Raw genomic sequence first — 21,756 nt, 5'->3', positions numbered from 1 at the left:
AAATTATTGACAGGGCGCCGCAGGTACGGCCAGGCCGCATCGATGGCGCCCCGCTTGCCCTGATCCTGGAGTCCGTCCCCGATGTCGAACGCTGCGCAGTTGGATGCTCACTCACACGAACAGGCGTTGACACGCCTGCGGCTGATGTTTGCCAAGCCAGAGCACCCTTACTACCTCCTTGCGCCCGCCTACCGCGACACCTCGTCCGGCATCGTCTCGATGCACTACCTCTGCCACATGCTCAACCTCAGTGGGCGCGAGGCTTACATTTGCGGCACCGATGTGGTCAACCCGGATCTCAAGACGCCCTTGCACGATCCTGCGGTCGTCCAGCGTCACCTGGCGCAGGGCAAGGTGCCGATCGCGATCTACCCCGAGGTGACCAGCGGCAACCCGCTCGGCTGTTCGGTGGTGGCGCGCTACATGCTGAACTTCGAAAGCTTCATCACCGGCAAGGGCATGGAGGCGACGGCCAGCGACCTGATCTTCTACTACGCCGAGCGCCTGGCCGAGGCGCGTGGCGACGTCAACGTCGACCTGCTCTGCCTACCCGCCCTCGACATCTCGCTGTTCACCGCCGCGCCACCGGGCACCGTGCGCGAAGGGGCCTTCCTCTACCAGAACAGGCACCCGCTCGAGCAGATCGACTACACGCAGCTGCCCGCCGATATCCAGTTGCTGCGCGTGGCCCATGCCTTGACCTTGCCGGAGCTGGCCGAGGTATTGCGCCGGGCCGAAGTGCTGTACACCTACGAATGGTCCATGACCTGCGTGATCGCAGCGCTGTGCGGCTGCCCGGTGATCTTCATGCCGGGGTACGGAGTGGATCAGCAGGTGCTCGACACCAGCTTCTTCGGCAGTGTCGGTTTCGCCATGTTCGACCAACCCGATGCGCTCGAGCGGGCCCAGGCGAGCGTCGGCGACGCCTTGCAGCGCTATGTGGAGCGCACGGCGTCGTTCTGGCAGCAGTTGGACACCTTCATCGCCAAGACCCAGGCGGCCGCCAGCCGCGAGGCGGCTGGCAATCGGCGCGGCATGCTCGACTGGCTGCGTCAGCGCTACCCTCGGCCTGGGCAGCTGGCGCGCCTGAACGAATGCCTGGCCGGGCCGCAGGCACCGAGCCTTTCGGTGCTGGTGCTCGATCGGGGTGACCAGGCGGCCTTGCTGCATACCTTGGAAAGCCTTGACCGTGGCTTGTACCGCAATCTTCAGGTGCACGTGCTGGGCGAGCGCGACCCCGGCCGCGTCAATGTCCAGTGGCTGGCCTGTGATTCACGCCAGCCGCTGCCGGCGATCAATGCTGTGCTGGCGCGAACCACGGGTGACTGGTGCATGCTGGTCGAGGCGGGCGAGACCTTCATCGCCAGTGGTTTGCTGGCGATGGCGGTGAACCTGCTTGATGCACCGTCGGGCTGCCTGGCGGTCTACGGCGACGAAGCCCTGCGCCAAGCCGATGGCGTGGTGGATATCGCCTTGCGCCCGGACCTGAACCTGGATTTGCTATTGGCCAATCCCGCAGGCCTGTCCCGGCATTGGCTCTACCGTCGCGATGCGCTGCTGCAGAGGGGGGGCTTCGAGGCGGGGCATGGCCTGGCCTTCGAGCTGGGCTACCAGCTCGGCTTGCTCTGCGAGCAAGGGGTGGGCTGTGTGGGGCATGTCGCCGAGCCGCTGCTGATTGCCCAGGCGAGGCATGCGCAGATGGGGGGCGACGAGCGCCTGGTCATCGAACAGCACCTGGATATGCGCGGTTACGCGCAGGCTGCGGTGATCGCGCAGGACGGCGGCTACCGCATCGATTACGGCCACGCGCGTCAGGCATCGGTCAGTATCCTGATCCACCTTGACGGCCAGTTGGTGCAGTTCCAGCGTTGCCTGGAAAGCCTGCTGACGCAGACAACCCATCCCGAGTACGAGGTGCTGCTGGTCGAACCCGGCAGTGACGATCCCGCTCTGCTGGAGTGGCTGGAGATGGTCCAGCGTATCGGCGAGGGGCGCTTCCAGGTACTGCGTTTCATGCCCGGCCAGCCGCGGGCGGCCCTGCTCAATGCGGCGGCCCAGGAGGCGCGCGGCGACTACCTGGTCTGGCTCGATGGGCGCAACGCGGTGCTGGACGGCGATTGGTTGCCAGCGTTGCTCAACCACGGCCAGCGCTCCGAAGTCGGGGCCGTGGGGGGCAAGCTGCTCTGCGGCAATGGTACGGTGCGTCAGGCCGGTCTGGTGCTAGGCCTGGGCGGGAGTGCCGCAGGCGCCTTCAGAGGATTGCCGGCCCAGGCCGCGGGCTATATGGGCAGGCTTGGCTTCGACCAGAACTGTTCTGCGGTAGGGGGCGGTTGCCTCATGTTGCGGCGGGAACTGTTCCTTGAAGCTGGTGGTTTCGACACCGACCCACTGCTCGAGCCCTGGATTGATGTCGACCTGTGCCTGCGCCTGCGCGAGGCCGGTTACCTGAATGTCTTCACGCCTTACGCGCGGCTGCTGTCGGAGGCGGTGCCCACAGCTTACGCCAGCGCCGAGCAGGAAGATGCGCTCTATGCACGCTGGCTGGCGCAACTGGCCCATGACCCGGCGTACAACAGCAACTTGTCGTTGCGGGCCGGCAAGGGCTTCGACCTGGACAGCAACGACCTGAGCTGGCATCCGTTGCAGGGGCGGGCGACGAGGGTGCTGGCCTGTGTGGCCGAGCAGCCGGGCGAGGCGCTTTCGCGTCTGGTTCATCCGCTGGCAGCGTTGTGCGAGGGCGGCCAGGCCGAAGGCGCCGCGATCAATGGTCTGCTGACCCCCGTGGAACTGCAGCGTTTTGCACCGACCAGCGTTGTCCTGCAGCGCCCTCTGGACGACGCCGGTCTGCTGGCGTTGCGTCGCCTGAGCGCTTTCTCCCAGGCGTTCAAAGTTTACGACCTGGATGGCTACCTGCCGGAAATGGGGCTGGCGGCTGACTTCGATGCCGAGCAATTGTTGCAGCGCCTGCGCATCGGCCTGATGCAGGTCGACCGGGTGTTGGTGCCCACGCCTGCCCTGGCCGAGTTGCTGCAGGGGCAGCACGACGATGTGCGGGTGGTCGAAGCGGGCTTGCCGGACAGCTGGGGGCGGTTGAAGGGCGAGCGTCGCGTAAGCGCGCTGCCGAGACTGGGCTGGCAGGCCGGCAAGGACGATGCGCTGTTGGCCGAGGTGGTCCCGGCATTGGCGGGTGAGGTGGAATGGGTGGTGTTGGGTGAGTGCCCGGCCAGCCTTCGGCCATTTGTCAGTGAGGTGCGTCCGCCGGTCGAGGGGTATCAGCTGGGCATGGCCCTGGCCGACCTGAACCTCGACTTGGCGCTCGTCCCCATGGCGCAGTCCCTGGGTAACGCCTGCTCCGGTGACATGCGCATCCTGCAGCATGCCGCCTGCGGTCATCCGGTAATCTGCAGCCGTGTGCCGGGCTTCACCGGTGGCGACGCCTTGCCGCTGTCGCGGGTGGACAACCAGGCCGGCGATTGGCTCCAGGCGATTCGCCTGCACCTGTCGGATCGTGATGCTTCCGCCGCGCTGGGCGACGCCCTGCAGGCGGCGGTGCGCTCGCAGTGGCTGCTCGAAGGCGAGCGCCTGGAAGCCTGGCGACGCGCCTGGCTGCCTGACTGAGGGGCGTGCGGCGGGCTGTTCGATGGGGCAGTCCGCCAGTGCCGAGCAGCTACAAGGTGCTTTCTGTAAGGCCGTTCGGGCCGTACTTCCGGGCATTCGACAAATTGCGCGTGACTTCAGAGTCACTACGCGCATCTTCACTGTTATATTGTCGAAAACCTGGAGCCGCCGTCGCGCATCCGAAAAAACCGCACAGGGACCGGACACCCCCGGATTCCCTGGCGTTTTGCTGTTGTGGGCGCCGTGGCTACTTCGCTGTTACTGAACGGGAAGCCATATGATTGGCATTAAAAGCATCGCCAGTTACCTGCCGACTGAAGGGGTAGACAACTACGCCCAGGGCGCGAAATTCGGTAAGGATCAGGATTTCATCTTCGGCAAGATCGGTTCGACCTTCTTGCCGCGCAAGGACGGCACCCAGGAAACCTCGGACCTGTGTGTCGAGGCCGCCAAGGCGCTGTTCGCCGCCAACCCGGCGCTCGATCCGGCCAGTGTCGATGTGGTGATTGTCGTCACCCAGAACGGTGATGCCGAAGGCCTGCCGCACACGGCGGCCATCGTCCAGCATAAGCTGGGCCTGTCCACGCAAGTCGCGGCCTTCGATGTCTCCCTGGGTTGCTCCGGCTATGTCTATGGCTTGTATGCCATGAAAGGCTTCATGGAGGCCGCAGGCCTGAAGAACGGTCTGTTGATCACCGCCGACCCTTATTCGAAGATCGTCGACCCCGAAGACCGCAATACCACCATGCTGTTCGGCGATGCTGCCACCGCGACCTGGATGGGCGAGGGCGCTGCCTGGCAGCTGGGCAAGTCGCTGTTCGGCAGTGACGGTGCCGGTGCCGAGCACCTGCGCACCACCGATGGCAAGTTCTTCATGAACGGCCGCCAGGTCTACAACTTTGCCCTGGTCAAGGTGCCCGCGCACCTGCAGCAGTTGCTCGACGTCAGCCAGCTGCGCGCCGAGCAGATCGACCTGTTCTGCCTGCACCAGGGCAGCGCGGCGATCGTCGATGCTGTCTCCCAGCGTTTCGACGACGGCGCGCACCGGGCGAAGTTCGTCAAGGATATGCTCGAGACCGGCAATACCGTGTCGTCGAGCATTCCGCTGCTGCTGGAGAAGCACGTGCTCGGTTCGCAGCACAAGCGTGTGGCGCTCAGTGGCTTCGGCGTCGGCCTGTCGTGGGGTTCGGCGATCCTCGAGCGCGGCGACTGATCTGCTCCACTCTATAGAAAAAGCGCCCGCCGAAACCCGGCCGGCGCTTTTTTTTGCCTGCGCTTCACAGGCCGGATGCTCTAGCGCAAGGCCTTCCGGGTGGTGGATTTCTGGCGCCAAAGCCTTGATTTCATTGAGGTGGCAGGGTGCCAGTAAAAAAATTCGCAAAAGGCGCTAAAGCAAACTGCCCCGACGACGATAACCATTACGAAGGTTCTCTAGGCCACATAACCGGCGAATTGCCAAGGCCGGAAGCCGTAGTACCCAATCCAACGAGGAATTCGTCATGGCTTTGACTGTAAACACCAACACCACCTCTCTGGGCGTTCAGAAGAACCTGAACCGTGCTTCCGACGCACTGAGCACTTCGATGACCCGTCTGTCCTCCGGCCTGAAAATCAACAGCGCCAAAGACGACGCCGCCGGCCTGCAGATCGCTACCCGCATGACCTCGCAGATCCGCGGTCAGACCATGGCTATCAAGAACGCCAACGACGGTATCTCCATCGCCCAGACCGCTGAAGGCGCGATGCAAGAGCAGACCAACATCCTGCAGCGTATGCGCGAACTGGCCCTGCAATCGCGAAACGACTCCAACAGCCAGACCGACCGTGACGCGCTGGACAAAGAGTTCCAGTCGATGCTGAAAGAGATCGACCGTATCGCTGACAGCACCCAGCTGAACGGCAAGAACCTGCTGGACGGTTCCGCTGGCGCCATGACCTTCCAGGTTGGTTCCAACACCGGTACCGCCAACCAGATCACCATCACCCTCAGCGCTGCCATGAAAACCACCGGTGCAGGCGCTGCCCTGACCGCTCTGGCTGGCAAGAGCATCACCGGTGCCAACAGCACCGCCGCCGAAGCCACCTTCAGCGCCGCCATGGACGCTATCGGTAGCGCTCTGGACGCGATCAACGCCACCCGTGCTGACCTGGGTGCCAACCAGAACCGTCTGACCAGCACCATCAACAACCTGCAGAACATCAACGAGAACGCCGAAGCCGCTCGTGGCCGTGTACAGGACACCGACTTCGCTGCTGAAACTGCCCAGCTGACCAAGCAGCAGACCCTGCAGCAAGCTTCGACCTCGGTTCTGGCACAAGCCAACCAGCTGCCATCGGCAGTCCTGAAGCTGCTGGGCTAATCTGCCTGATAGCTGATGGCGGGGGAGTGCCCTTCGGGCGCTTCCCCGCCTTTTCATTGTGAGGTGGTAGACATGGATATGAGCCTCAAGCTGAACCTGTCTTACCCGGCCGCACGTACGGCCGAGCAGGTTGCCGAGAAACCGGTTACCCGGTCGACCGAGGTTTCCCCGGATGGCGAGCAGAAAAAAGACCCGGTCAAGGTGAATGCCACCGACAAGGTCAAGGATGCCGTCTCGGAGATCGAGAAATTCCTGAAAGAGACCCGGCGCAATCTGGAGTTCGTCACTGACGAAGAATCTGGCAAGATCGTGGTCAAAGTCATCGCCAGCGAGACAGGTGAGCTGATCCGGCAACTTCCTTCGGAAGAAGCCCTGCGTATCGCCCACAGCCTCAGCGATGTCAAAAGTGTTCTGTTCGACGCCAAGGTTTGACGGGCGGCGAACACCCAATGATGTGAATCATGTCAGTCTTGCAGGAGCGGGGCTGACGCGTTGATGAGAGGGACAACAGCATGGCAAGCCCCATTATTCCAAGCACGGGTCAGGGCTACGGGCTCGAGATTGGCAAGATCGTCGATGTGTTGGTGAAAGCCGACACATCGGCCAAGTCCAATCAGATTGCCCGGCAGTCGAGCAACAACTCGGCGATGCTCTCGGGTATCGGCTCCCTGCGTAGCGCGCTGACGGCGTTCCAGGACGCCATGAAGAAGCTCAACGACAAGGATGCTCCCTCCTTCAACGCCTTTGCGGGTACTTCCGCGAATGAAAGCGTGGTCAAGATCAAGTCGGGCAATACCGCGGTGCCTGGCACCTACGATATCAAGGTCGACAAGCTTGCCACCTCTTCCAAGGTCGCCAGCCAGCAGTTCGCTGGTGGTGCCTCTTCGGCGATCAGCGCCGGTGAGATGACCATCAGCCAGGGTGGCAAGGACTACAAGATCACCGTTGCCAGCGGTGCCACGCTGCAGAGCGTGCGTGACCAGATCAACAAGGAAATGAGCGCCAAGGGCATCACCGCCAACATCATCAATGAGGCGGGTGGTTCGCGTCTGGTGTTCGGTTCCACCACCACCGGCGCTGGCAGCGATATTTCCGTGAGCGGTATTCCTGAGCTGGCCATCGATGGTACTCAGCCGATCGCCGGTTCTGGTGCTGGTTATATCTCTGCCAAGGCGCAGGATGCCGAGTTCACGATCGACGGTCTGAAGCTGACCAGCCCCAAGAACACGGTCGATAACGCGATCAGCGGCCTGACCCTGGAGCTCACCGGTACTACCGCCCCTGCCGCAACCACCGGTGTCAAGGTGACCGTGGCGCTGGACAATGACGGGCTGAGGAAGTCGGTGCAGTCGTTCGTCGACGCCTACAACACGCTGCAGAAGGCTGTCTCGGCGTTGACTACGCCGACCAAGGACTCCGGTGGCAAAGTGACCAGCCTCGGTCCGTTGACTGGCGATCCGACCACCCGTTCGTTGCTGGGCGACGTGCGCAAGGTACTGGCCGAAGTCGGTAACGGCGACAAGCTGACCACGCTGAGCCAGTTGGGTATCAACACCCAGAAAGACGGCACGCTGGAGTTCAACAGCACCAAGTTCTCGTCGGCGCTGAACGACAAGAAGCTGGGTCCTGAGATTCAGCAGCTCTTCACCGGCAGCAACGGTCTGTTCGAACGTATGAACAAGGCCATCGACCCCTACAACTCGACGGGCGGTTCGCTTGACTCGCGCAAGACCAACCTCGACAAGGCGGCCAAGAGCCTGCTCGACCAGCAGGCGGCCCTGGATCGCCGTACCGCCACGTTGACCGAGTCGCTGACCAAGAAATACGCGGCCCTGGACGCGGCGCTGGCGAAGGTGAAGAAGCAGGGCGAGCAAATCGTTTCCATCTTCGAGGCGATCAACGCCCAGGCGAAGAAGTGATCGATCGCTGGTGACAAAAGCCCGGTGGCGCTGAACAGGCGCCCCGGGCTTCATCGTTTGACGGCTAAAGTTTTTTGACGTGACGGCGATACAAGGGTATATGCACCTTTTTCGCTGCAACGAGGTAGATCCATGAACCCGATGTTGGCCCTTCGGCAGTACCAGAAAGTCAATGGCGCGGCGCAGACGTCCGAGGCCAGCCCGCACCGCCTGGTGCAGATGCTCATGCAGGGCGGCCTCGACCGCCTGGCTCAGGCCAAGGGTGCGATTGCGCGCAACGATATTGCCCAGCGCGGCATTCTGCTCGGCAAGGCTATCGACATCATTGGTGGCCTGCGTGAAGGGCTTGACCTGGAAAACCATGCCGACAGCCTGGCGGACCTGGACAACCTGTACACCTACATGAGTCGCCGTCTGGTCGAGGCGAACGTAAAGGGCGATCCGGCGATCATCGATGAAGTGGCGCGCCTGCTGATCACTGTCAAGGAAGGCTGGGATGCGATCGGCGATCAACAGCCGACGCCCTGAATCGGGAGAGATGTCATGAGCGAGGTAGTCGAGCGTATCGAACAGACCCGCGAGGCCTTGCTGGCCGCGCTGGCCAGTCGTGACTGGGACACCATCGGCGAGCTCGACCTGGCGTGCCGCGTTTGCGTCGAGGATATCGTCGCGGAGGCGGCGATCAACGAAGATGAGGTGCGCGGTAGCCTGGAGCAGTTGCTGGGGGTGTATCGGCAACTGATCGAGATTGCAAGTGGCGAGCGTCAATCAATAGTCGACGAGATGACGCAGATCCGTCAGGCGGAAAATGCCGCAAAGGTATACCATCTGTTCTCTTGACCACAGATGATGTAAAAACCAGCGCGCCATAAATTTGACTGTGTGCGGTTTTTTGACTTTACTAGTGGCTGTTTTCGAATTTCAGACGTCCGAACACTGACCATTCAGTCGGAATGATGTCGAGCATGCCCTCAGGGCGCCGATATGACTAGGGAAGTTGCTATTGCATGTGGCGTGAAACCAAAATCCTCCTGATCGATGACGACAGCGCCCGCCGCCGCGATCTGGCAGTGGTGCTGAACTTCCTCGGCGAAGAAAACCTGTCCTGTTCCAGTCAGGATTGGCAGCAGGTCGTCGGGTCGTTGTCTTCGAGCCGTGAAGTGCTGTGCGTACTGATCGGCACCGTGAATGCTCCAGCCAGTGTGCTGGGGTTACTAAAGACAGTGGCCGGGTGGGATGAGTTCCTTCCGGTTCTGCTTTTGGGTGAAATTTCTTCTGCCGAGTTTCCGGAGGACCTGCGTCGCCGGGTGCTCTCCAACCTCGAAATGCCTCCAAGCTACAGCCAGTTGCTCGATTCCCTGCACCGTGCCCAGGTCTATCGCGAGATGTACGACCAGGCCCGTGAGCGGGGGCGTCAGCGCGAGCCCAACCTGTTCCGCAGCCTGGTGGGCACCAGCCGTGCCATCCAGCATGTGCGGCAGATGATGCAGCAAGTGGCCGATACCGACGCCAGCGTGCTGATACTGGGTGAGTCCGGCACTGGCAAGGAGGTGGTGGCGCGCAACCTGCACTACCACTCCAAGCGTCGCGAGGCGCCTTTCGTGCCGGTCAACTGCGGGGCGATCCCGGCGGAGTTGCTCGAGAGCGAGTTGTTCGGTCACGAGAAGGGCGCGTTCACCGGTGCGATCACCAGTCGCGCCGGGCGTTTCGAGTTGGCCAACGGCGGTACGCTGTTCCTTGACGAAATCGGCGACATGCCGCTACCGATGCAGGTCAAGCTGCTGCGCGTGTTGCAGGAGCGTACCTTCGAGCGGGTGGGCAGCAACAAGACCCAGAGCATCGATGTGCGCATCATCGCCGCGACTCACAAGAACCTCGAGAGCATGATCGAGGACGGGACCTTCCGTGAAGACCTCTACTACCGGTTGAATGTCTTCCCCATCGAGATGGCGCCCCTGCGTGAGCGTGTCGAGGATATACCGCTGCTGATGAACGAGCTGATCTCGCGCATGGAGCACGAGAAGCGTGGCTCGATCCGCTTCAATTCGGCGGCGATCATGTCGCTGTGCCGGCATGGCTGGCCGGGCAACGTGCGTGAGCTGGCCAACCTGGTCGAGCGCATGGCGATCATGCACCCCTATGGGGTGATCGGCGTGTCGGAACTTCCGAAGAAATTCCGCTACGTCGATGACGAGGACGAGCAACTGGTGGACAGCCTGCGCAGCGATCTCGAGGAGCGCGTGGCGATCAACGGCAACACGCCGAACTTCGCCAGCCATGCCATGCTGCCGCCGGAAGGGCTCGACCTGAAGGACTATCTCGGTGGTCTTGAGCAGGGGCTGATCCAGCAGGCGCTGGATGACGCCAATGGCATCGTTGCCCGTGCCGCGGAGCGGCTGCGTATCCGTCGTACCACGCTGGTGGAGAAGATGCGCAAGTACGGCATGAGTCGCCAGGGTGGCGAGGAGCAGGCGGAGGATTGACGCCTGCGGTATCCGCCGAGGGCTAGGGACGGCCCCGCGGATGCAATATCCCTACCTTTTGAAGGGGTGCAAAGCCCCGTGATCAGCGGTCTCGCGGCCGACTCTGCAAATGTTCCCCGGCAGTCTCTCGCAACCTCCGGCACGCGTATTGCTACAAGGCTGGCAATACACCGTTTTTGACGGTCAGCCACGCGAGAGAGCACGATGCCCCAGGCCGCCCACATGTCCCGAGTCCCCGATCCGCAGGGGCGCACCCCGGTCGAGCAGGAAAGCCGACAGGGCCTTGAGCAGGCGTTCGCCCTGTTCAATCAGGTTTCCTCCCAGCTCAGCGAGTCGTACAGCATGCTCGAAGCGCGGGTGAGTGAACTCAAGGGTGAGCTGGCGGTGGTCAGTGCCCAGCGCATGGCGGAGCTTGGCGAGAAGGAGCGGGTGGCCAATCGTTTGCAGAACCTGCTGGACCTGTTGCCGGGCGGGGTGATCGTGATCGATGCGCAGGGCTATGTGCGCGAGGCCAATCCGGCGGCGTGCGAGCTGCTGGGCGAGCCGTTGGTTGGCGAGCTCTGGCGCAAGGTGATCGCGCGCAGCTTCGCGCCGCGCAAGGATGACGGTCATGAGGTGTCGCTGCGTGACGGTCGCCGCCTGTCGATCGCCACGCGCTCGCTGGATGCCGAGCCCGGGCAGCTGGTGCTGCTGACCGACCTCACCGAGACCCGTCGCCTGCAGGACCAGCTCTCGCGCCATGAACGCCTGTCGTCGCTCGGTCGCATGGTGGCTTCGCTGGCGCACCAGATCCGTACCCCGCTGTCCGCGGCGATGCTCTATGCCAGCCATTTGGCAGACGGTGAAAAAACCTTGCCGGACGATACCCGGCAGCGCTTTGCGGGGAGCCTGAAGGAGCGCCTGCACGAACTGGAGCATCAGGTCCGCGACATGCTGGTGTTTGCCCGTGGCGAACTGCCGCTGAGCGATCGGCTGACTCCCAAGGCATTGTTTCAGGCGTTGCAGCAGGCTGCGCAGGTCCATGTCCAGGGGCAATCAGTGCGCTGGCAGTGCGATGTGCACCTTGGCGAGTTGTTGTGCAATCGCGACACCCTGGTGGGCGCCTTGCTCAACCTGATCGATAACGCCGTGCAGGCCAGTGAAGGGGCGGTACGGCTCAAGGTTCACCTGTACCGACGTGACCAGCACCTGCACTTGTGTGTCAGCGATGCCGGCAGCGGCATCGATGCCGAGCTCCTGGCGAGGCTGGGCGAGCCATTCCTCACCACCAAGTCGACGGGGACCGGGCTGGGCCTGGCGGTCGTCCAGGCTGTGGTGCGTGCTCACCAAGGCACCTTGCGGCTGCGTTCGAGGCCGGGGCGTGGCACCTGTGCCCAAGTGACCCTGCCATTGATCGCTGCTGCCTCGAAGGGGGAGCAATGATGGAGATCAAGGTGCTGCTGGTCGAGGACGATCGTACCTTGCGTCAGGCGCTGGCGGACACCCTGGAGATCGGTGGCTTCGCCCATCTTGCCGTGGGCTCGGCCGAGGAGGCCTTGCAAGCGGTAGCGCGCGAGCCGTTCAGCCTGGTGGTCAGTGATGTGAACATGCCGGGCATGGATGGTCATCAGTTGCTGGCGCAACTGGGGCGCCACCATCCGCAGCTTCCGGTGCTGCTGATGACGGCCCATGCGGCGGTGGAGCGGGCGGTTGACGCCATGCGCCAGGGCGCGGTCGACTATCTGGTCAAGCCGTTCGAGCCCAAGGCGCTGATCAGCCTGGTGGAGCGACACGCGGCGGGTCATCTCGAGGTCGGCGAGGAAGAGGGGCCGGTCGCCTGCGAGCCGGCCAGCCTGCAACTGCTCGACTTGGCGGCGCGGGTCGCGCGTAGCGACTCCACCGTGTTGATCTCGGGTGAGTCGGGGACTGGCAAGGAGGTGCTGGCGCGCTTCATTCATCAGCAGTCGCCGCGAGCGGCGGCACCGTTCGTGGCGATCAATTGCGCGGCGATCCCCGACAACATGCTCGAAGCCACGTTGTTCGGTCATGAGAAAGGTGCCTTCACGGGCGCCATTGCCGCGCAGGCCGGCAAGTTCGAGCAAGCCGATGGCGGCACCTTGTTGCTCGACGAGATATCCGAGATGCCGTTGGCGCTGCAGGCCAAGTTGCTGCGGGTATTGCAGGAGCGCGAAGTGGAGCGGGTCGGTGGGCGCAAGCCTATCGCCCTGGATATCCGGGTGCTGGCCACCACCAACCGCGATCTGGTTGGCGAGGTGGCGGCCGGGCGCTTCCGTGAAGACCTCTATTATCGCCTGTCGGTGTTCCCACTGGCCTGGCGCGCCCTGCGCGAGCGCCCGGGGGACATCCTGCCGCTGGCCGAGCGTCTGCTGGCGCGCCATGTCGGCAAGATGAGGCATGCGCCGGTACGCCTGTCCGTCGATGCCCGGGCTTGCCTGCAGGCGCACGCCTGGCCGGGCAATGTGCGCGAACTGGACAACGCCTTGCAGCGGGCGCTGATCTTGCAGCAGGGCGGGGTGATCGAGGCGGCGGATTTCTGTCTGGCGGGCGTCATTCCCTTGTCGGCTCCAGCCAGGGCCACGCCAGTGGTCGAGGACGGCGCCGGTGAATCCACGGGCCTGGGTGATGACATGCGTCGCCACGAATACCAGATGATCATCGACACCTTGCGCGCCGAGCGCGGTCGCCGCAAGGAAGCCGCCGAGCGCTTGGGCATCAGCCCGCGGACCTTGCGCTACAAGCTGGCGCAAATGCGCGACGCAGGGCTCGATGTGGAGGCCAGCCTGTTTGGCTGAGCAATTGTTTTGAATGTATGAGGGGCGGGCTGGCACTCCTCTTGCTAGTCCCAGCCTATTCGCTGCATGAGTGTCAAAAAAATGCGGCCGCCGGAGAGAGAAGTCCATGACCCAAGGTGTTGAATTCAATCGTCTGATGATGGACATGCGCGCCATGAAGGCCGAAGCCATGTCCACGCCCAAGACCGCTGCCGCGCCCGAACTGGCGCCAGGGCAGAGCAGCTTCGCCGACATGCTCGGCCAGGCGATTGGCAAGGTGCATGAAACCCAGCAGGCCTCCAGCCAGCTGGCCAACGCCTTCGAGATTGGCAAGAGCGGTGTGGACCTGACTGACGTGATGATCGCCTCGCAAAAGGCCTCCGTGTCGTTCCAGGCGCTGACCCAGGTGCGTAACAAGCTGGTACAGGCGTACCAGGACATCATGCAGATGCCGGTATAAGGGCGAGAGTGAGTCATGGCCGAAGCAGTCGTCGATAACGCCCCAACCAAGAGCCCGCCAGCGGCCAAGCCGCCGCTGTTCGGCATGGCGTTCCTGGAAAACATCTCGCAGATGCCCATGCTGCGTCAGGTTGGCCTGCTGGTCGGCCTGGCCGCTAGCGTGGCCATCGGCTTTGCCGTGGTGCTCTGGTCGCAGCAGCCGGACTACCGGCCGTTGTATGGCAGCCTTGCGGGCATGGACACCAAGCAAGTGATGGACACGCTTGCCTCCGCCGACATCCCCTATCACGTGGAGCCGAACTCCGGTGCCCTGCTGGTCAAGGCCGACGACCTCTCCCGTGCGCGCCTGAAGCTGGCCGCCGCCGGCGTGGCGCCGAGCGACGGCAACGTCGGTTTCGAGCTGCTGGATAAAGAGCAGGGGCTGGGCACCAGCCAGTTCATGGAAACCACTCGCTACCGCCGCAGCCTCGAAGGCGAGCTGGCCCGTACTGTTTCCAGCCTGAATAACGTCAAGGCTGCGCGCGTGCACCTGGCGATCCCGAAAAGTTCGGTGTTCGTCCGTGACGAGCGCAAGCCAAGCGCCTCGGTGCTGGTCGAGCTGTATCCAGGCCGCGCCCTGGAGGCCGGCCAGGTCATGGCCATCGTCAACCTCGTGGCCACCAGCGTTCCGGAGCTGGACAAGTCGCAGGTGACCGTGGTCGACCAGAAGGGCAACCTGCTTTCGGATCAGTTGCAAGACACCGCCCTGACCATGGCCGGCAAGCAGTTCGACTACAGCCGCCGCATGGAAGGCCTGCTCACCCAACGTGTGCACAACATCCTGCAGCCGGTGCTGGGCAACGACCGCTACAAGGCTGAAGTGTCGGCCGATGTCGACTTCAGCGCCGTCGAATCCACCTCCGAGCAGTTCAATCCCGACCAGCCGGCGCTGCGCAGCGAGCAGTCGGTCAACGAACAGCGTGCCAGCAGCCAGGGCCCGCAAGGTGTGCCGGGTGCCCTGAGCAACCAGCCGCCGGCCGGCGCCTCCGCGCCTGAAAATGCCACGGCCGCCGCCACGCCGGCCGGTGCCATCCAGCCGGGCCAGCCGCTGGTGGATGCCAACGGCCAGCAGATCATGGACCCGGCCACCGGCCAGCCGATGCTCGCGCCGTACCCGAGCGACAAGCGTCAGCAGAGCACCAAGAACTTCGAACTGGACCGTTCCATCAGCCACACCCGGCAGCAACAGGGCCGCCTGACGCGCCTGTCGGTGGCCGTGGTGGTGGATGACCAGGTCAAGCTCGATGCCGCCAGTGGCGAAGCGACCCGTACCCCGTGGGGGGCCGAGGACCTGGCACGCTTCACCCGCCTGGTGCAGGACGCCGTGGGCTTCGATGCCAGCCGTGGCGACAGCGTCACCGTGATCAACGTGCCGTTCGCCGCCGACCGTGGTGACGAACTGGTCGACATTCCGTTCTACTCGCAGCCATGGTTCTGGGACATCGTCAAGCAAGTGCTGGGTGTGCTGTTCATCCTGGTGCTGGTGTTCGGCGTGCTGCGTCCGGTGCTCACCAATATCACAGGTGGCGGCAAGCAGGCGGCCACGGACAGCGACATGGAGCTGGGCGGCATGATCGGTCTGGATGGCGAACTGGCCAACGACCGCGTCAGCCTGGGTGGCCCGACAAGCATTCTGTTGCCGAGCCCGAGCGAGGGTTACGAGGCACAGCTCAACGCAATCAAGGGCCTGGTGGCCGAAGACCCGGGTCGCGTGGCCCAGGTCGTGAAAGAGTGGATCAACGCCGATGAGTGACAATCGAGCCATTACCGCCAAGCTGAGCCGCGTCGACAAGGCGGCCATTCTCCTGCTCTCGCTCGGCGAGACCGATGCCGCGCAGGTTCTGCGCCACATGGGGCCCAAGGAAGTGCAGCGGGTCGGTGTGGCCATGGCGCAGATGGGCAACGTGCATCGCGAGCAGGTCGAGCAGGTGATGAGCGAGTTCGTCGAGATCGTCGGCGACCAGACCAGCCTGGGCGTCGGCTCCGACGGCTACATCCGCAAGATGCTCAACCAGGCGCTCGGCGAGGACAAGGCCAACGGCCTGATCGACCGCATCCTGCTGGGTGGCAACACCAGCGGCCTGGACAGCCTCAAGTGGATGGAGCCGCGTGCCGTGGCCGACGTCATCCGCTACGAGCACCCGCAGATCCAGGCCATCGTGGTCGCCTACCTCGACCCTGACCAGGCCGGTGAAGTGCTGAGCAACTTCGACCACAAGGTGCGCCTGGACATCGTCCTGCGCGTCTCGTCGCTCAATACCGTGCAGCCGGCGGCGCTCAAGGAGCTCAACCAGATCCTCGAGAAGCAGTTCTCCGGCAACTCCAATGCCGCGCGCACCACCCTGGGTGGTATCAAGCGTGCCGCCGATATCATGAACTTCCTCGACAGCTCGGTGGAAGGCGCGCTGATGGATGCGATCCGCGAGATCGACAGCGATCTGTCGGAGCAGATCGAAGACTTGATGTTCGTCTTCAACAACCTGGCCGACGTCGACGACCGTGGTATCCAGGCGCTGCTGCGCGAAGTGTCCTCCGACGTTCTGGTGGTGTCGCTCAAGGGCGCCGACGAGAAGGTCAAGGACAAGATCTTCAAGAACATGTCCAAGCGCGCCTCGGAACTGCTGCGCGACGACCTGGAGGCCAAAGGGCCGGTGCGGGTCAGCGACGTGGAAACGGCGCAGAAGGAAATCCTCACCATCGCCCGACGCATGGCCGAGGCCGGCGAGATCGTGCTGGGCGGCAAGGGTGCCGAGGAAATGATCTGACCTGCGGGGCGCAGTGGCCCCGCGATCTTGATCTCACCGCAGAATTGCCGGGGCTGCCTTGCAGCCCTTTCGCGGCACAAGGCCGCTCCTGCAGGGAGCGCGTTGGTTGCAGATGGCTTTTGAGTACCTGAAAACATGTCTACCACCGAACACCCCAGCGACCTGATCCGCGCCCGTGACCTCGAGGGTGTCGATGTCTGGGCGTTGCCCAGCTTCGACCCCGAGCCTGAGCCGGTGCCCGAGCCTGAGCCCGAGGTCGTCGAAGAGGAAATCGAGGAAGTGCCGCTGGAGGAAGTCCAGCCACTGACTCTCGAAGAACTCGAGGCCATCCGCCAGGAGGCCTACAACGAAGGTTTCGCCACCGGTGAGCGCGAAGGTTTCCATAGCACTCAGCTGAAGGTGCGCCAGGAGGCCGAAACCGCCCTGGCGGCGAAGCTGGCGAGCCTGGAGCAGCTCATGGGGCACCTGCTCGAACCGATCGCCGAGCAGGACACCCAAATCGAAAAAGGCATGGTGCAACTGGTGGCGCACATGGCGCGCCAGGTCATCGGCCGCGAGCTGCGTACAGACTCCAGTCACATCACTCATGTCCTGCGCGAAGCCTTGAAACTGCTGCCCATGGGCGCCGACAACATCCGCATCCACCTCAACCCCCAGGACTTCGAACTGGCCAAGGCCCTGCGCGAGCGCCACGAGGAAAACTGGAAGCTGCTCGAGGACGAGGCGTTGTTGCCGGGAGGTTGTCGCATCGAAACTGCCCACAGCCGCATCGACGCGACCATGGAGACGCGGATCGAGAAGGCCGTGGCGCAACTGTTCGATCAGTCCCACGACCATTCGCTGCATCCCGCCGCACCGGATATCTCCATCGAACTCGAGGGCCAGCCGGGGGCCGCTGATGCGCCTTGATCGCACCAGCTTCGGCAAGCGCCTCGAAGGTTACGCCGACGCCATACGCCTGCCGGACCAACCCGTGGTCGAAGGCCGCCTGCTGCGCATGGTCGGGCTGACCCTGGAGGCCGAGGGCCTGCGTGCCGCGGTGGGTAGCCGCTGCCTGGTGATCAACGACGACAGCTATCACCCAGTGCAGGTAGAGGCTGAGGTGATGGGCTTCTCGGGTGACAAGGTGTTCCTCATGCCGGTCGGTAGCATCGCCGGCCTGGCCCCGGGTGCCCGGGTGGTGCCGCTGGATGACAGTGGCCGCCTGCCCATGGGCATGAGTATGCTCGGGCGGGTGCTCGATGGTGCCGGCCGGGCCCTGGATGGCAAGGGGGGGATGAAGGCCGAGGACTGGGTGCCGATGGATGGCCCGGTCATCAACCCGCTCAACCGCGACCCCATCAGCCAGCCGCTGGATGTCGGCATTCGCAGCATCAATGGCCTGCTGACGGTCGGGCGCGGCCAGCGCCTGGGCTTGTTTGCCGGTACTGGTGTCGGTAAGTCGGTGCTGTTGGGCATGATGACCCGTTTCACCGAGGCCGAGATCATCGTGGTCGGCCTGATCGGTGAGCGTGGTCGCGAAGTGAAGGAATTCATCGAGCATATCCTCGGCGAGGAGGGGCTCAAGCGTTCGGTGGTGGTGGCCTCGCCAGCGGATGACGCGCCGTTGATGCGTCTGCGTGCGGCGATGTACTGCACGCGGATCGCCGAGTATTTCCGCGACAAGGGCAAGAACGTCCTGTTGCTGATGGACTCCCTGACCCGTTTCGCCCAGGCCCAGCGCGAGATCGCCCTGGCCATCGGCGAGCCACCGGCCACTCGCGGCTATCCGCCTTCGGTGTTCGCCAAGCTGCCCAAGCTGGTGGAGCGGGCGGGCAATGGCGAGCCGGGGGGCGGTTCGATCACGGCGTTCTATACCGTATTGTCCGAAGGCGACGACCAGCAGGACCCGATCGCCGACTCGGCGCGGGGCGTGCTCGACGGCCACTTCGTGCTGTCCCGGCGCCTGGCCGAGGAAGGGCACTACCCGGCTATCGATATCGAAGCGTCGATCAGCCGGGTCATGCCTCAGGTGGTCGACGCCGATCACCTGCGCCAGGCGCAGAAATTCAAGCAGCTGTGGTCGCGCCTGTCGCAAAGCCGCGACCTGATCAGTGTCGGTGCCTATGTGGCCGGTGGCGACATGGAAACCGATCTGGCCATCGCCCTGCAGCCCAAGCTGGTGGACTTCCTGCGCCAGGGCCTGGACGAGAATGTCGGCATGGCCCAGAGCCGCGACGAGCTGGGCGCGGTCTTCGCGCCGCCGGCGGGTTGATAGGCCATGGCCCAGCCAAGTCGAGCCGCGCGCCTGGTGCCGGTGGTGGAGATGGCCGAGGAGGCCGAGCGCAAGGCTGCCCAGCGAGTGGGTCATTTCCAGCGGCTGGTCAGTGACGCCCAGGTCAAGTTGGCCGAACTCGAGAGCTTTCGCGAAGGCTACCAGGCGCAGTGGATCAACCGTGGCGGGCAGGGCGTCGATGGCAGCTGGCTGCTCAACTACCAGCGTTTCCTCGCGCAGTTGGAAACCGCGATGACCCAGCAGCGCCAGAGCCTGACCTGGCACCAGAACAACCTCAATAACGCGCGCAACACTTGGCAGCAGGCCTATGCCCGGGTGGAAGGGCTGCGCAAGTTGGTGCAGCGCTACCTGGACGAGGCCCGTCGGGCCGAGGACAAGCGTGAGCAGCGCCTGCTCGACGAACTTTCCCAGCGCCTGCCGCGCCAGACTCATCTGTAGAGGCCAGCCTTGCTGGCGAGCCGCGGGGCCTGCGTTCGCCAGCAAGGCTGGCTCCTACAGGTGGTTGCGAAAAACCGCTTGGCTTGCGGGGCGCTGGGCTGACTGCTAAACCTTCAGATGTTGTATTCGCCATCAACGAAGGAATCGCTGACATGGCAGTCGAGACTGATTTTTCACGGGACGGGAAACAGCTGACGATCAAGGTCAAGGGTCGTTTCGATTTCGGCAAACATCAGGAGTTCAGGGAGGCCTACGAGCGTCGACAGCCGGACTCGGTGATCGTTGATCTGAAAGAGGCCACCTATCTGGACAGCTCCGCCTTGGGCATGCTGCTGTTGCTGCGTGACCATGTCGGGGGGGATGAGCCGGATATCCGCGTGGTCCACGCAAGCCCTGACGTGCGCAAGATCCTGGCCATCTCCAATTTCGAAAAACTGTTCAACATCAGTAGTTGAGTGCTGTCATGCCTGCCGAACAGGCGTTGACCGTGCTGATCGCCGAAGATGGCGCCGCAGACCGCATGCTGCTGGCGCAGATCGTGCGGCGCCAGGGGCATGAGGTCATCACGGCGGAGAACGGCGAGCAGGCGGTGGCGGTGTTCGCCGAGCAGCGACCGCAACTGGTGCTGCTGGACGCACTGATGCCGGTGATGGACGGCTTCGAGGCGGCGCGCCAGATCAAGGCGCTGGCGGGCGAGGCGTTGGTGCCGATCATCTTTCTCACGTCGCTCAACGAAGAAGAGGGGCTGGTGCGCTGCCTGGAAGCCGGGGGCGACGATTTCATGGCCAAGCCCTACAGCGCAGTGATCCTGGGTGCCAAGATCCGGGCCATGGATCGCCTGCGCCGGTTGCAGGCCACGGTGCTGGAGCAGCGCGACCAGATCACCCGGCATCACCATCACTTGCTCAACGAGCAACGTGTAGCCAAGGCGGTGTTCGATAAGGTGGCCCATTCCGGCTGCCTCAATGCCTCGAACATCCGCTACTTGCAGTCGCCCTATGCGTTGTTCAATGGTGACCTGCTGCTGGCCGCCTTCACGCCGTCCGGCGACATGCACGTGCTGCTGGGGGACTTCACCGGGCACGGCCTGCCGGCGGCGGTCGGCGCCATGCCCTTGGCGGAGGTCTTCTATGGCATGACGGCCAAGGGCTACGGCCTGGTCGAGATGCTGCGCGAGATGAACGCCAAGCTCAAGCGCATCCTGCCGGTGGACATGTTCTGCTGCGCGCTGCTGCTCAACTTGAGTTTTCAGCGTGGGACGGTGGAGCTCTGGAATGGCGGGATGCCGGATGGCTACCAGCTTTCGGCACAGGGTGAGGTGTTGGCTGTGCTGCCCTCGCGGCATTTGCCTTTGGGGATCCTGACGCCTGATCAGTTCGACGACACGACCGAGGTCATGCCGCTGGCCGTGGGTGAGCGGTTGTTCCTGCTGTCCGACGGTGTGATCGACAGCGGCGACGCGCAGGAGTGCCTGTTTGGCGTGACGCGGCTGCGTCAGGTGCTGGCTGAGAACCGACAACCCGTGCTGTTGTTCGACGAGGTCATGCAGGCGCTGGAGCGCTTCGGTGGTCAGACCCGGGACGACATCAGCCTGTGCGACATCCGGATGCTGGCGCCTGCGGACGCCATGCCGCAGGCTGTGGTCTACTCCGACAGCGGGCGCTCGAGCCCGCTGGACTGGGCGTTGAACTTCACGTTGCATGGCGAGAGCCTCAGGCGTTTCAACCCGGTGCCTTACCTGGTGCAGCTGTTGCAGGAAATACACGGCCTGCGGCCTGTCGGCGGGATGCTGCACAGTGTGTTGAGCGAGTTGTATTCCAATGCCCTGGAGCACGGCGTGCTGGGGCTGGACTCACGCCTCAAGCGCGACGCGCAGGGCTTTGCCGAGTACTATCGTCAACGTGGCCAGCGCCTGGCGGATGACATCCAGGGTTTTGTCGAAATCGCCCTGTTGGTGGAACCGCGCGCAGCAGGTGGGCATCTGAGGATTGAAGTTCGCGACAGCGGTGCGGGGTTCGACGTGGGGCGGGTGCTTGCGCAGGCTCCGGTCGAACAGGGCTTCAGCGGGCGTGGCTTGGGCTTGGTCCGCCGCCTGGGTTGCCGCGCTCAGTGGCTTGAGGGTGGGCGCCTGGCGCGGGTGGAGTTCGAGTGGTGAGTCGAGGGGTGGCCTGGGAATGAGTTTCGGGCCGAGGTGTAAATGGGCTTGATCAAGGAGTGAGCAAGTGGTGGACGTGAATATCGATCACAAGGTGCTCAGTGACCTGCGGGAGGTCATGGAGGACGGTTACCCGCAATTGCTGGAAACCTTCCTCGAAGACTCCGAGCGACGTCTCAGCCAGTTGCATGAAGCCAAGGATGCCGCTGAACTCGGTTTGGCGGCGCACAGCTTCAAGGGCAGCAGCAGCAACATGGGGGCTGTGGGGCTGGCCGATCTCTGCCAGCAACTGGAGGATCGTGCCCGCCAGGTGCCGCTGTACGGTATCGAAGACCTGATCAATCGCATCGACCAGGAGTATCTGGAGGTGCAGCGCTTCTATCGGAACGAGCGACAACAGATTTCCGCGGGATAGGAAACCTGGCGCGAGTTTTGCCTGTCTTTGCCCAGACGTAATTTTCATGTTTCTGGCGC

General features: G+C 63.6%; 19 protein-coding genes. All 19 read left to right on the top strand.

Annotated elements, in window-relative coordinates:
* Positions 1-81 precede the first annotated feature (81 nt).
* The 19 genes from IM733_RS11365 to IM733_RS11275 all read left to right on the top strand — a co-directional run bounded on the left by IM733_RS11365 (position 82) and on the right by IM733_RS11275 (position 21,697).
* Positions 82-3,618, top strand: coding sequence for a glycosyltransferase (locus IM733_RS11365; protein ID WP_248920917.1), 3,537 nt, complete (start codon positions 82-84; stop codon positions 3,616-3,618).
* 277 nt (positions 3,619-3,895) lie between these two features.
* Positions 3,896-4,831, top strand: coding sequence for a ketoacyl-ACP synthase III (locus IM733_RS11360; protein ID WP_248920916.1), 936 nt, complete (start codon positions 3,896-3,898; stop codon positions 4,829-4,831).
* 286 nt (positions 4,832-5,117) lie between these two features.
* Positions 5,118-5,978, top strand: a complete 861-nt coding sequence (locus tag IM733_RS11355; RefSeq protein ID WP_213657728.1) for a flagellin domain-containing protein — start codon at positions 5,118-5,120, stop codon at positions 5,976-5,978.
* Between the two features lie 72 nt (positions 5,979-6,050).
* A complete protein-coding gene (locus IM733_RS11350; RefSeq protein ID WP_011534917.1) occupies positions 6,051-6,410 on the top strand; it encodes a flagellar protein FlaG in 360 nt (119 codons plus the stop codon).
* Between the two features lie 80 nt (positions 6,411-6,490).
* Positions 6,491-7,897, top strand: a complete 1,407-nt coding sequence (fliD, locus tag IM733_RS11345) for a flagellar filament capping protein FliD (protein WP_248920915.1) — start codon at positions 6,491-6,493, stop codon at positions 7,895-7,897.
* Between the two features lie 132 nt (positions 7,898-8,029).
* Positions 8,030-8,425: a flagellar export chaperone FliS gene (gene fliS, locus IM733_RS11340; RefSeq protein ID WP_248920914.1), complete on the top strand. Its 396-nt coding sequence runs from the start codon at positions 8,030-8,032 to the stop codon at positions 8,423-8,425.
* A gap of 15 nt (positions 8,426-8,440) precedes the next feature.
* On the top strand, positions 8,441-8,737 hold the full coding sequence (gene fliT / locus IM733_RS11335; protein WP_248920913.1) for a flagellar protein FliT: 297 nt from the start codon (positions 8,441-8,443) through the stop codon (positions 8,735-8,737).
* Positions 8,738-8,904: 167 nt separating this feature from the next.
* Positions 8,905-10,380, top strand: a complete 1,476-nt coding sequence (gene fleQ, locus IM733_RS11330) for a transcriptional regulator FleQ (RefSeq protein ID WP_248920912.1) — start codon at positions 8,905-8,907, stop codon at positions 10,378-10,380.
* 204 nt (positions 10,381-10,584) lie between these two features.
* Positions 10,585-11,802 (top strand): sensor histidine kinase, encoded by a 1,218-nt coding sequence (locus IM733_RS11325; protein ID WP_432760405.1) that lies wholly within the window; start codon positions 10,585-10,587, stop codon positions 11,800-11,802.
* Positions 11,802-13,172 (top strand): sigma-54-dependent transcriptional regulator, encoded by a 1,371-nt coding sequence (locus IM733_RS11320; RefSeq protein ID WP_248921161.1) that lies wholly within the window; start codon positions 11,802-11,804, stop codon positions 13,170-13,172. Before IM733_RS11325 ends, IM733_RS11320 begins: the two co-directional genes overlap by 1 nt.
* Before the next feature lie 106 nt (positions 13,173-13,278).
* Positions 13,279-13,611, top strand: coding sequence for a flagellar hook-basal body complex protein FliE (fliE, locus tag IM733_RS11315; protein ID WP_213657722.1), 333 nt, complete (start codon positions 13,279-13,281; stop codon positions 13,609-13,611).
* Between the two features lie 15 nt (positions 13,612-13,626).
* The gene (gene fliF / locus IM733_RS11310) at positions 13,627-15,402 is read left to right on the top strand and encodes a flagellar basal-body MS-ring/collar protein FliF (RefSeq protein WP_248920910.1); all 1,776 of its coding nucleotides are present in this window, start codon (positions 13,627-13,629) and stop codon (positions 15,400-15,402) included.
* Positions 15,395-16,414, top strand: a complete 1,020-nt coding sequence (fliG, locus tag IM733_RS11305) for a flagellar motor switch protein FliG (RefSeq protein ID WP_213657720.1) — start codon at positions 15,395-15,397, stop codon at positions 16,412-16,414. The genes fliF and fliG overlap by 8 nt, the downstream gene beginning before the upstream one ends.
* A gap of 135 nt (positions 16,415-16,549) precedes the next feature.
* Entirely contained in the window at positions 16,550-17,323 is a 774-nt protein-coding gene (gene fliH, locus IM733_RS11300; RefSeq protein WP_248920909.1) for a flagellar assembly protein FliH, read from the top strand.
* Complete coding sequence (gene fliI, locus IM733_RS11295; protein WP_248920908.1) at positions 17,313-18,668, top strand: flagellar protein export ATPase FliI; 1,356 nt, start codon at positions 17,313-17,315, stop codon at positions 18,666-18,668. The genes fliH and fliI overlap by 11 nt, the downstream gene beginning before the upstream one ends.
* A 6-nt stretch (positions 18,669-18,674) precedes the next feature.
* On the top strand, positions 18,675-19,127 hold the full coding sequence (fliJ, locus tag IM733_RS11290) for a flagellar export protein FliJ (protein WP_248920907.1): 453 nt from the start codon (positions 18,675-18,677) through the stop codon (positions 19,125-19,127).
* A 152-nt stretch (positions 19,128-19,279) separates the two neighbouring features.
* Positions 19,280-19,582, top strand: coding sequence for an STAS domain-containing protein (locus tag IM733_RS11285; protein WP_248920906.1), 303 nt, complete (start codon positions 19,280-19,282; stop codon positions 19,580-19,582).
* Between the two features lie 8 nt (positions 19,583-19,590).
* Complete coding sequence (locus IM733_RS11280; protein ID WP_248920905.1) at positions 19,591-21,282, top strand: fused response regulator/phosphatase; 1,692 nt, start codon at positions 19,591-19,593, stop codon at positions 21,280-21,282.
* A 67-nt stretch (positions 21,283-21,349) separates the two neighbouring features.
* Positions 21,350-21,697: an Hpt domain-containing protein gene (locus IM733_RS11275; protein ID WP_248920904.1), complete on the top strand. Its 348-nt coding sequence runs from the start codon at positions 21,350-21,352 to the stop codon at positions 21,695-21,697.
* Positions 21,698-21,756: the final 59 nt, after the last annotated feature.

The sequence above is a fragment of the Pseudomonas entomophila genome (assembly GCF_023277925.1).
GTDB classification, from domain to species: Bacteria; Pseudomonadota; Gammaproteobacteria; order Pseudomonadales; family Pseudomonadaceae; genus Aquipseudomonas; species Aquipseudomonas entomophila_D.
Note: the sequence above shows the minus strand (reverse complement) of the source record. Positions and strands in the feature narration are given on the sequence as shown.

Excerpts from the sequence above, each read along its gene's own strand:
- fliJ (WP_248920907.1), top strand. The coding sequence starts at position 18,675 with ATGGCCCAGCCAAGTCGAGCCGCGCGCCTGGTGCCGGTGGTGGAGATG.
- IM733_RS11325 (WP_432760405.1), top strand. The coding sequence starts at position 10,585 with ATGCCCCAGGCCGCCCACATGTCCCGAGTCCCCGATCCGCAGGGGCGC.
- fliG (WP_213657720.1), top strand. The coding sequence starts at position 15,395 with ATGAGTGACAATCGAGCCATTACCGCCAAGCTGAGCCGCGTCGACAAG.
- fleQ (WP_248920912.1), top strand. The coding sequence starts at position 8,905 with ATGTGGCGTGAAACCAAAATCCTCCTGATCGATGACGACAGCGCCCGC.
- IM733_RS11320 (WP_248921161.1), top strand. The coding sequence starts at position 11,802 with ATGGAGATCAAGGTGCTGCTGGTCGAGGACGATCGTACCTTGCGTCAG.
- fliH (WP_248920909.1), top strand. The coding sequence starts at position 16,550 with ATGTCTACCACCGAACACCCCAGCGACCTGATCCGCGCCCGTGACCTC.
- fliI (WP_248920908.1), top strand. The coding sequence starts at position 17,313 with ATGCGCCTTGATCGCACCAGCTTCGGCAAGCGCCTCGAAGGTTACGCC.
- IM733_RS11285 (WP_248920906.1), top strand. The coding sequence starts at position 19,280 with ATGGCAGTCGAGACTGATTTTTCACGGGACGGGAAACAGCTGACGATC.
- IM733_RS11360 (WP_248920916.1), top strand. The coding sequence starts at position 3,896 with ATGATTGGCATTAAAAGCATCGCCAGTTACCTGCCGACTGAAGGGGTA.
- IM733_RS11365 (WP_248920917.1), top strand. The coding sequence starts at position 82 with ATGTCGAACGCTGCGCAGTTGGATGCTCACTCACACGAACAGGCGTTG.
- fliS (WP_248920914.1), top strand. The coding sequence starts at position 8,030 with ATGAACCCGATGTTGGCCCTTCGGCAGTACCAGAAAGTCAATGGCGCG.
- fliE (WP_213657722.1), top strand. The coding sequence starts at position 13,279 with ATGACCCAAGGTGTTGAATTCAATCGTCTGATGATGGACATGCGCGCC.
- fliF (WP_248920910.1), top strand. The coding sequence starts at position 13,627 with ATGGCCGAAGCAGTCGTCGATAACGCCCCAACCAAGAGCCCGCCAGCG.
- fliT (WP_248920913.1), top strand. The coding sequence starts at position 8,441 with ATGAGCGAGGTAGTCGAGCGTATCGAACAGACCCGCGAGGCCTTGCTG.
- fliD (WP_248920915.1), top strand. The coding sequence starts at position 6,491 with ATGGCAAGCCCCATTATTCCAAGCACGGGTCAGGGCTACGGGCTCGAG.
- IM733_RS11350 (WP_011534917.1), top strand. The coding sequence starts at position 6,051 with ATGGATATGAGCCTCAAGCTGAACCTGTCTTACCCGGCCGCACGTACG.
- IM733_RS11280 (WP_248920905.1), top strand. The coding sequence starts at position 19,591 with ATGCCTGCCGAACAGGCGTTGACCGTGCTGATCGCCGAAGATGGCGCC.
- IM733_RS11355 (WP_213657728.1), top strand. The coding sequence starts at position 5,118 with ATGGCTTTGACTGTAAACACCAACACCACCTCTCTGGGCGTTCAGAAG.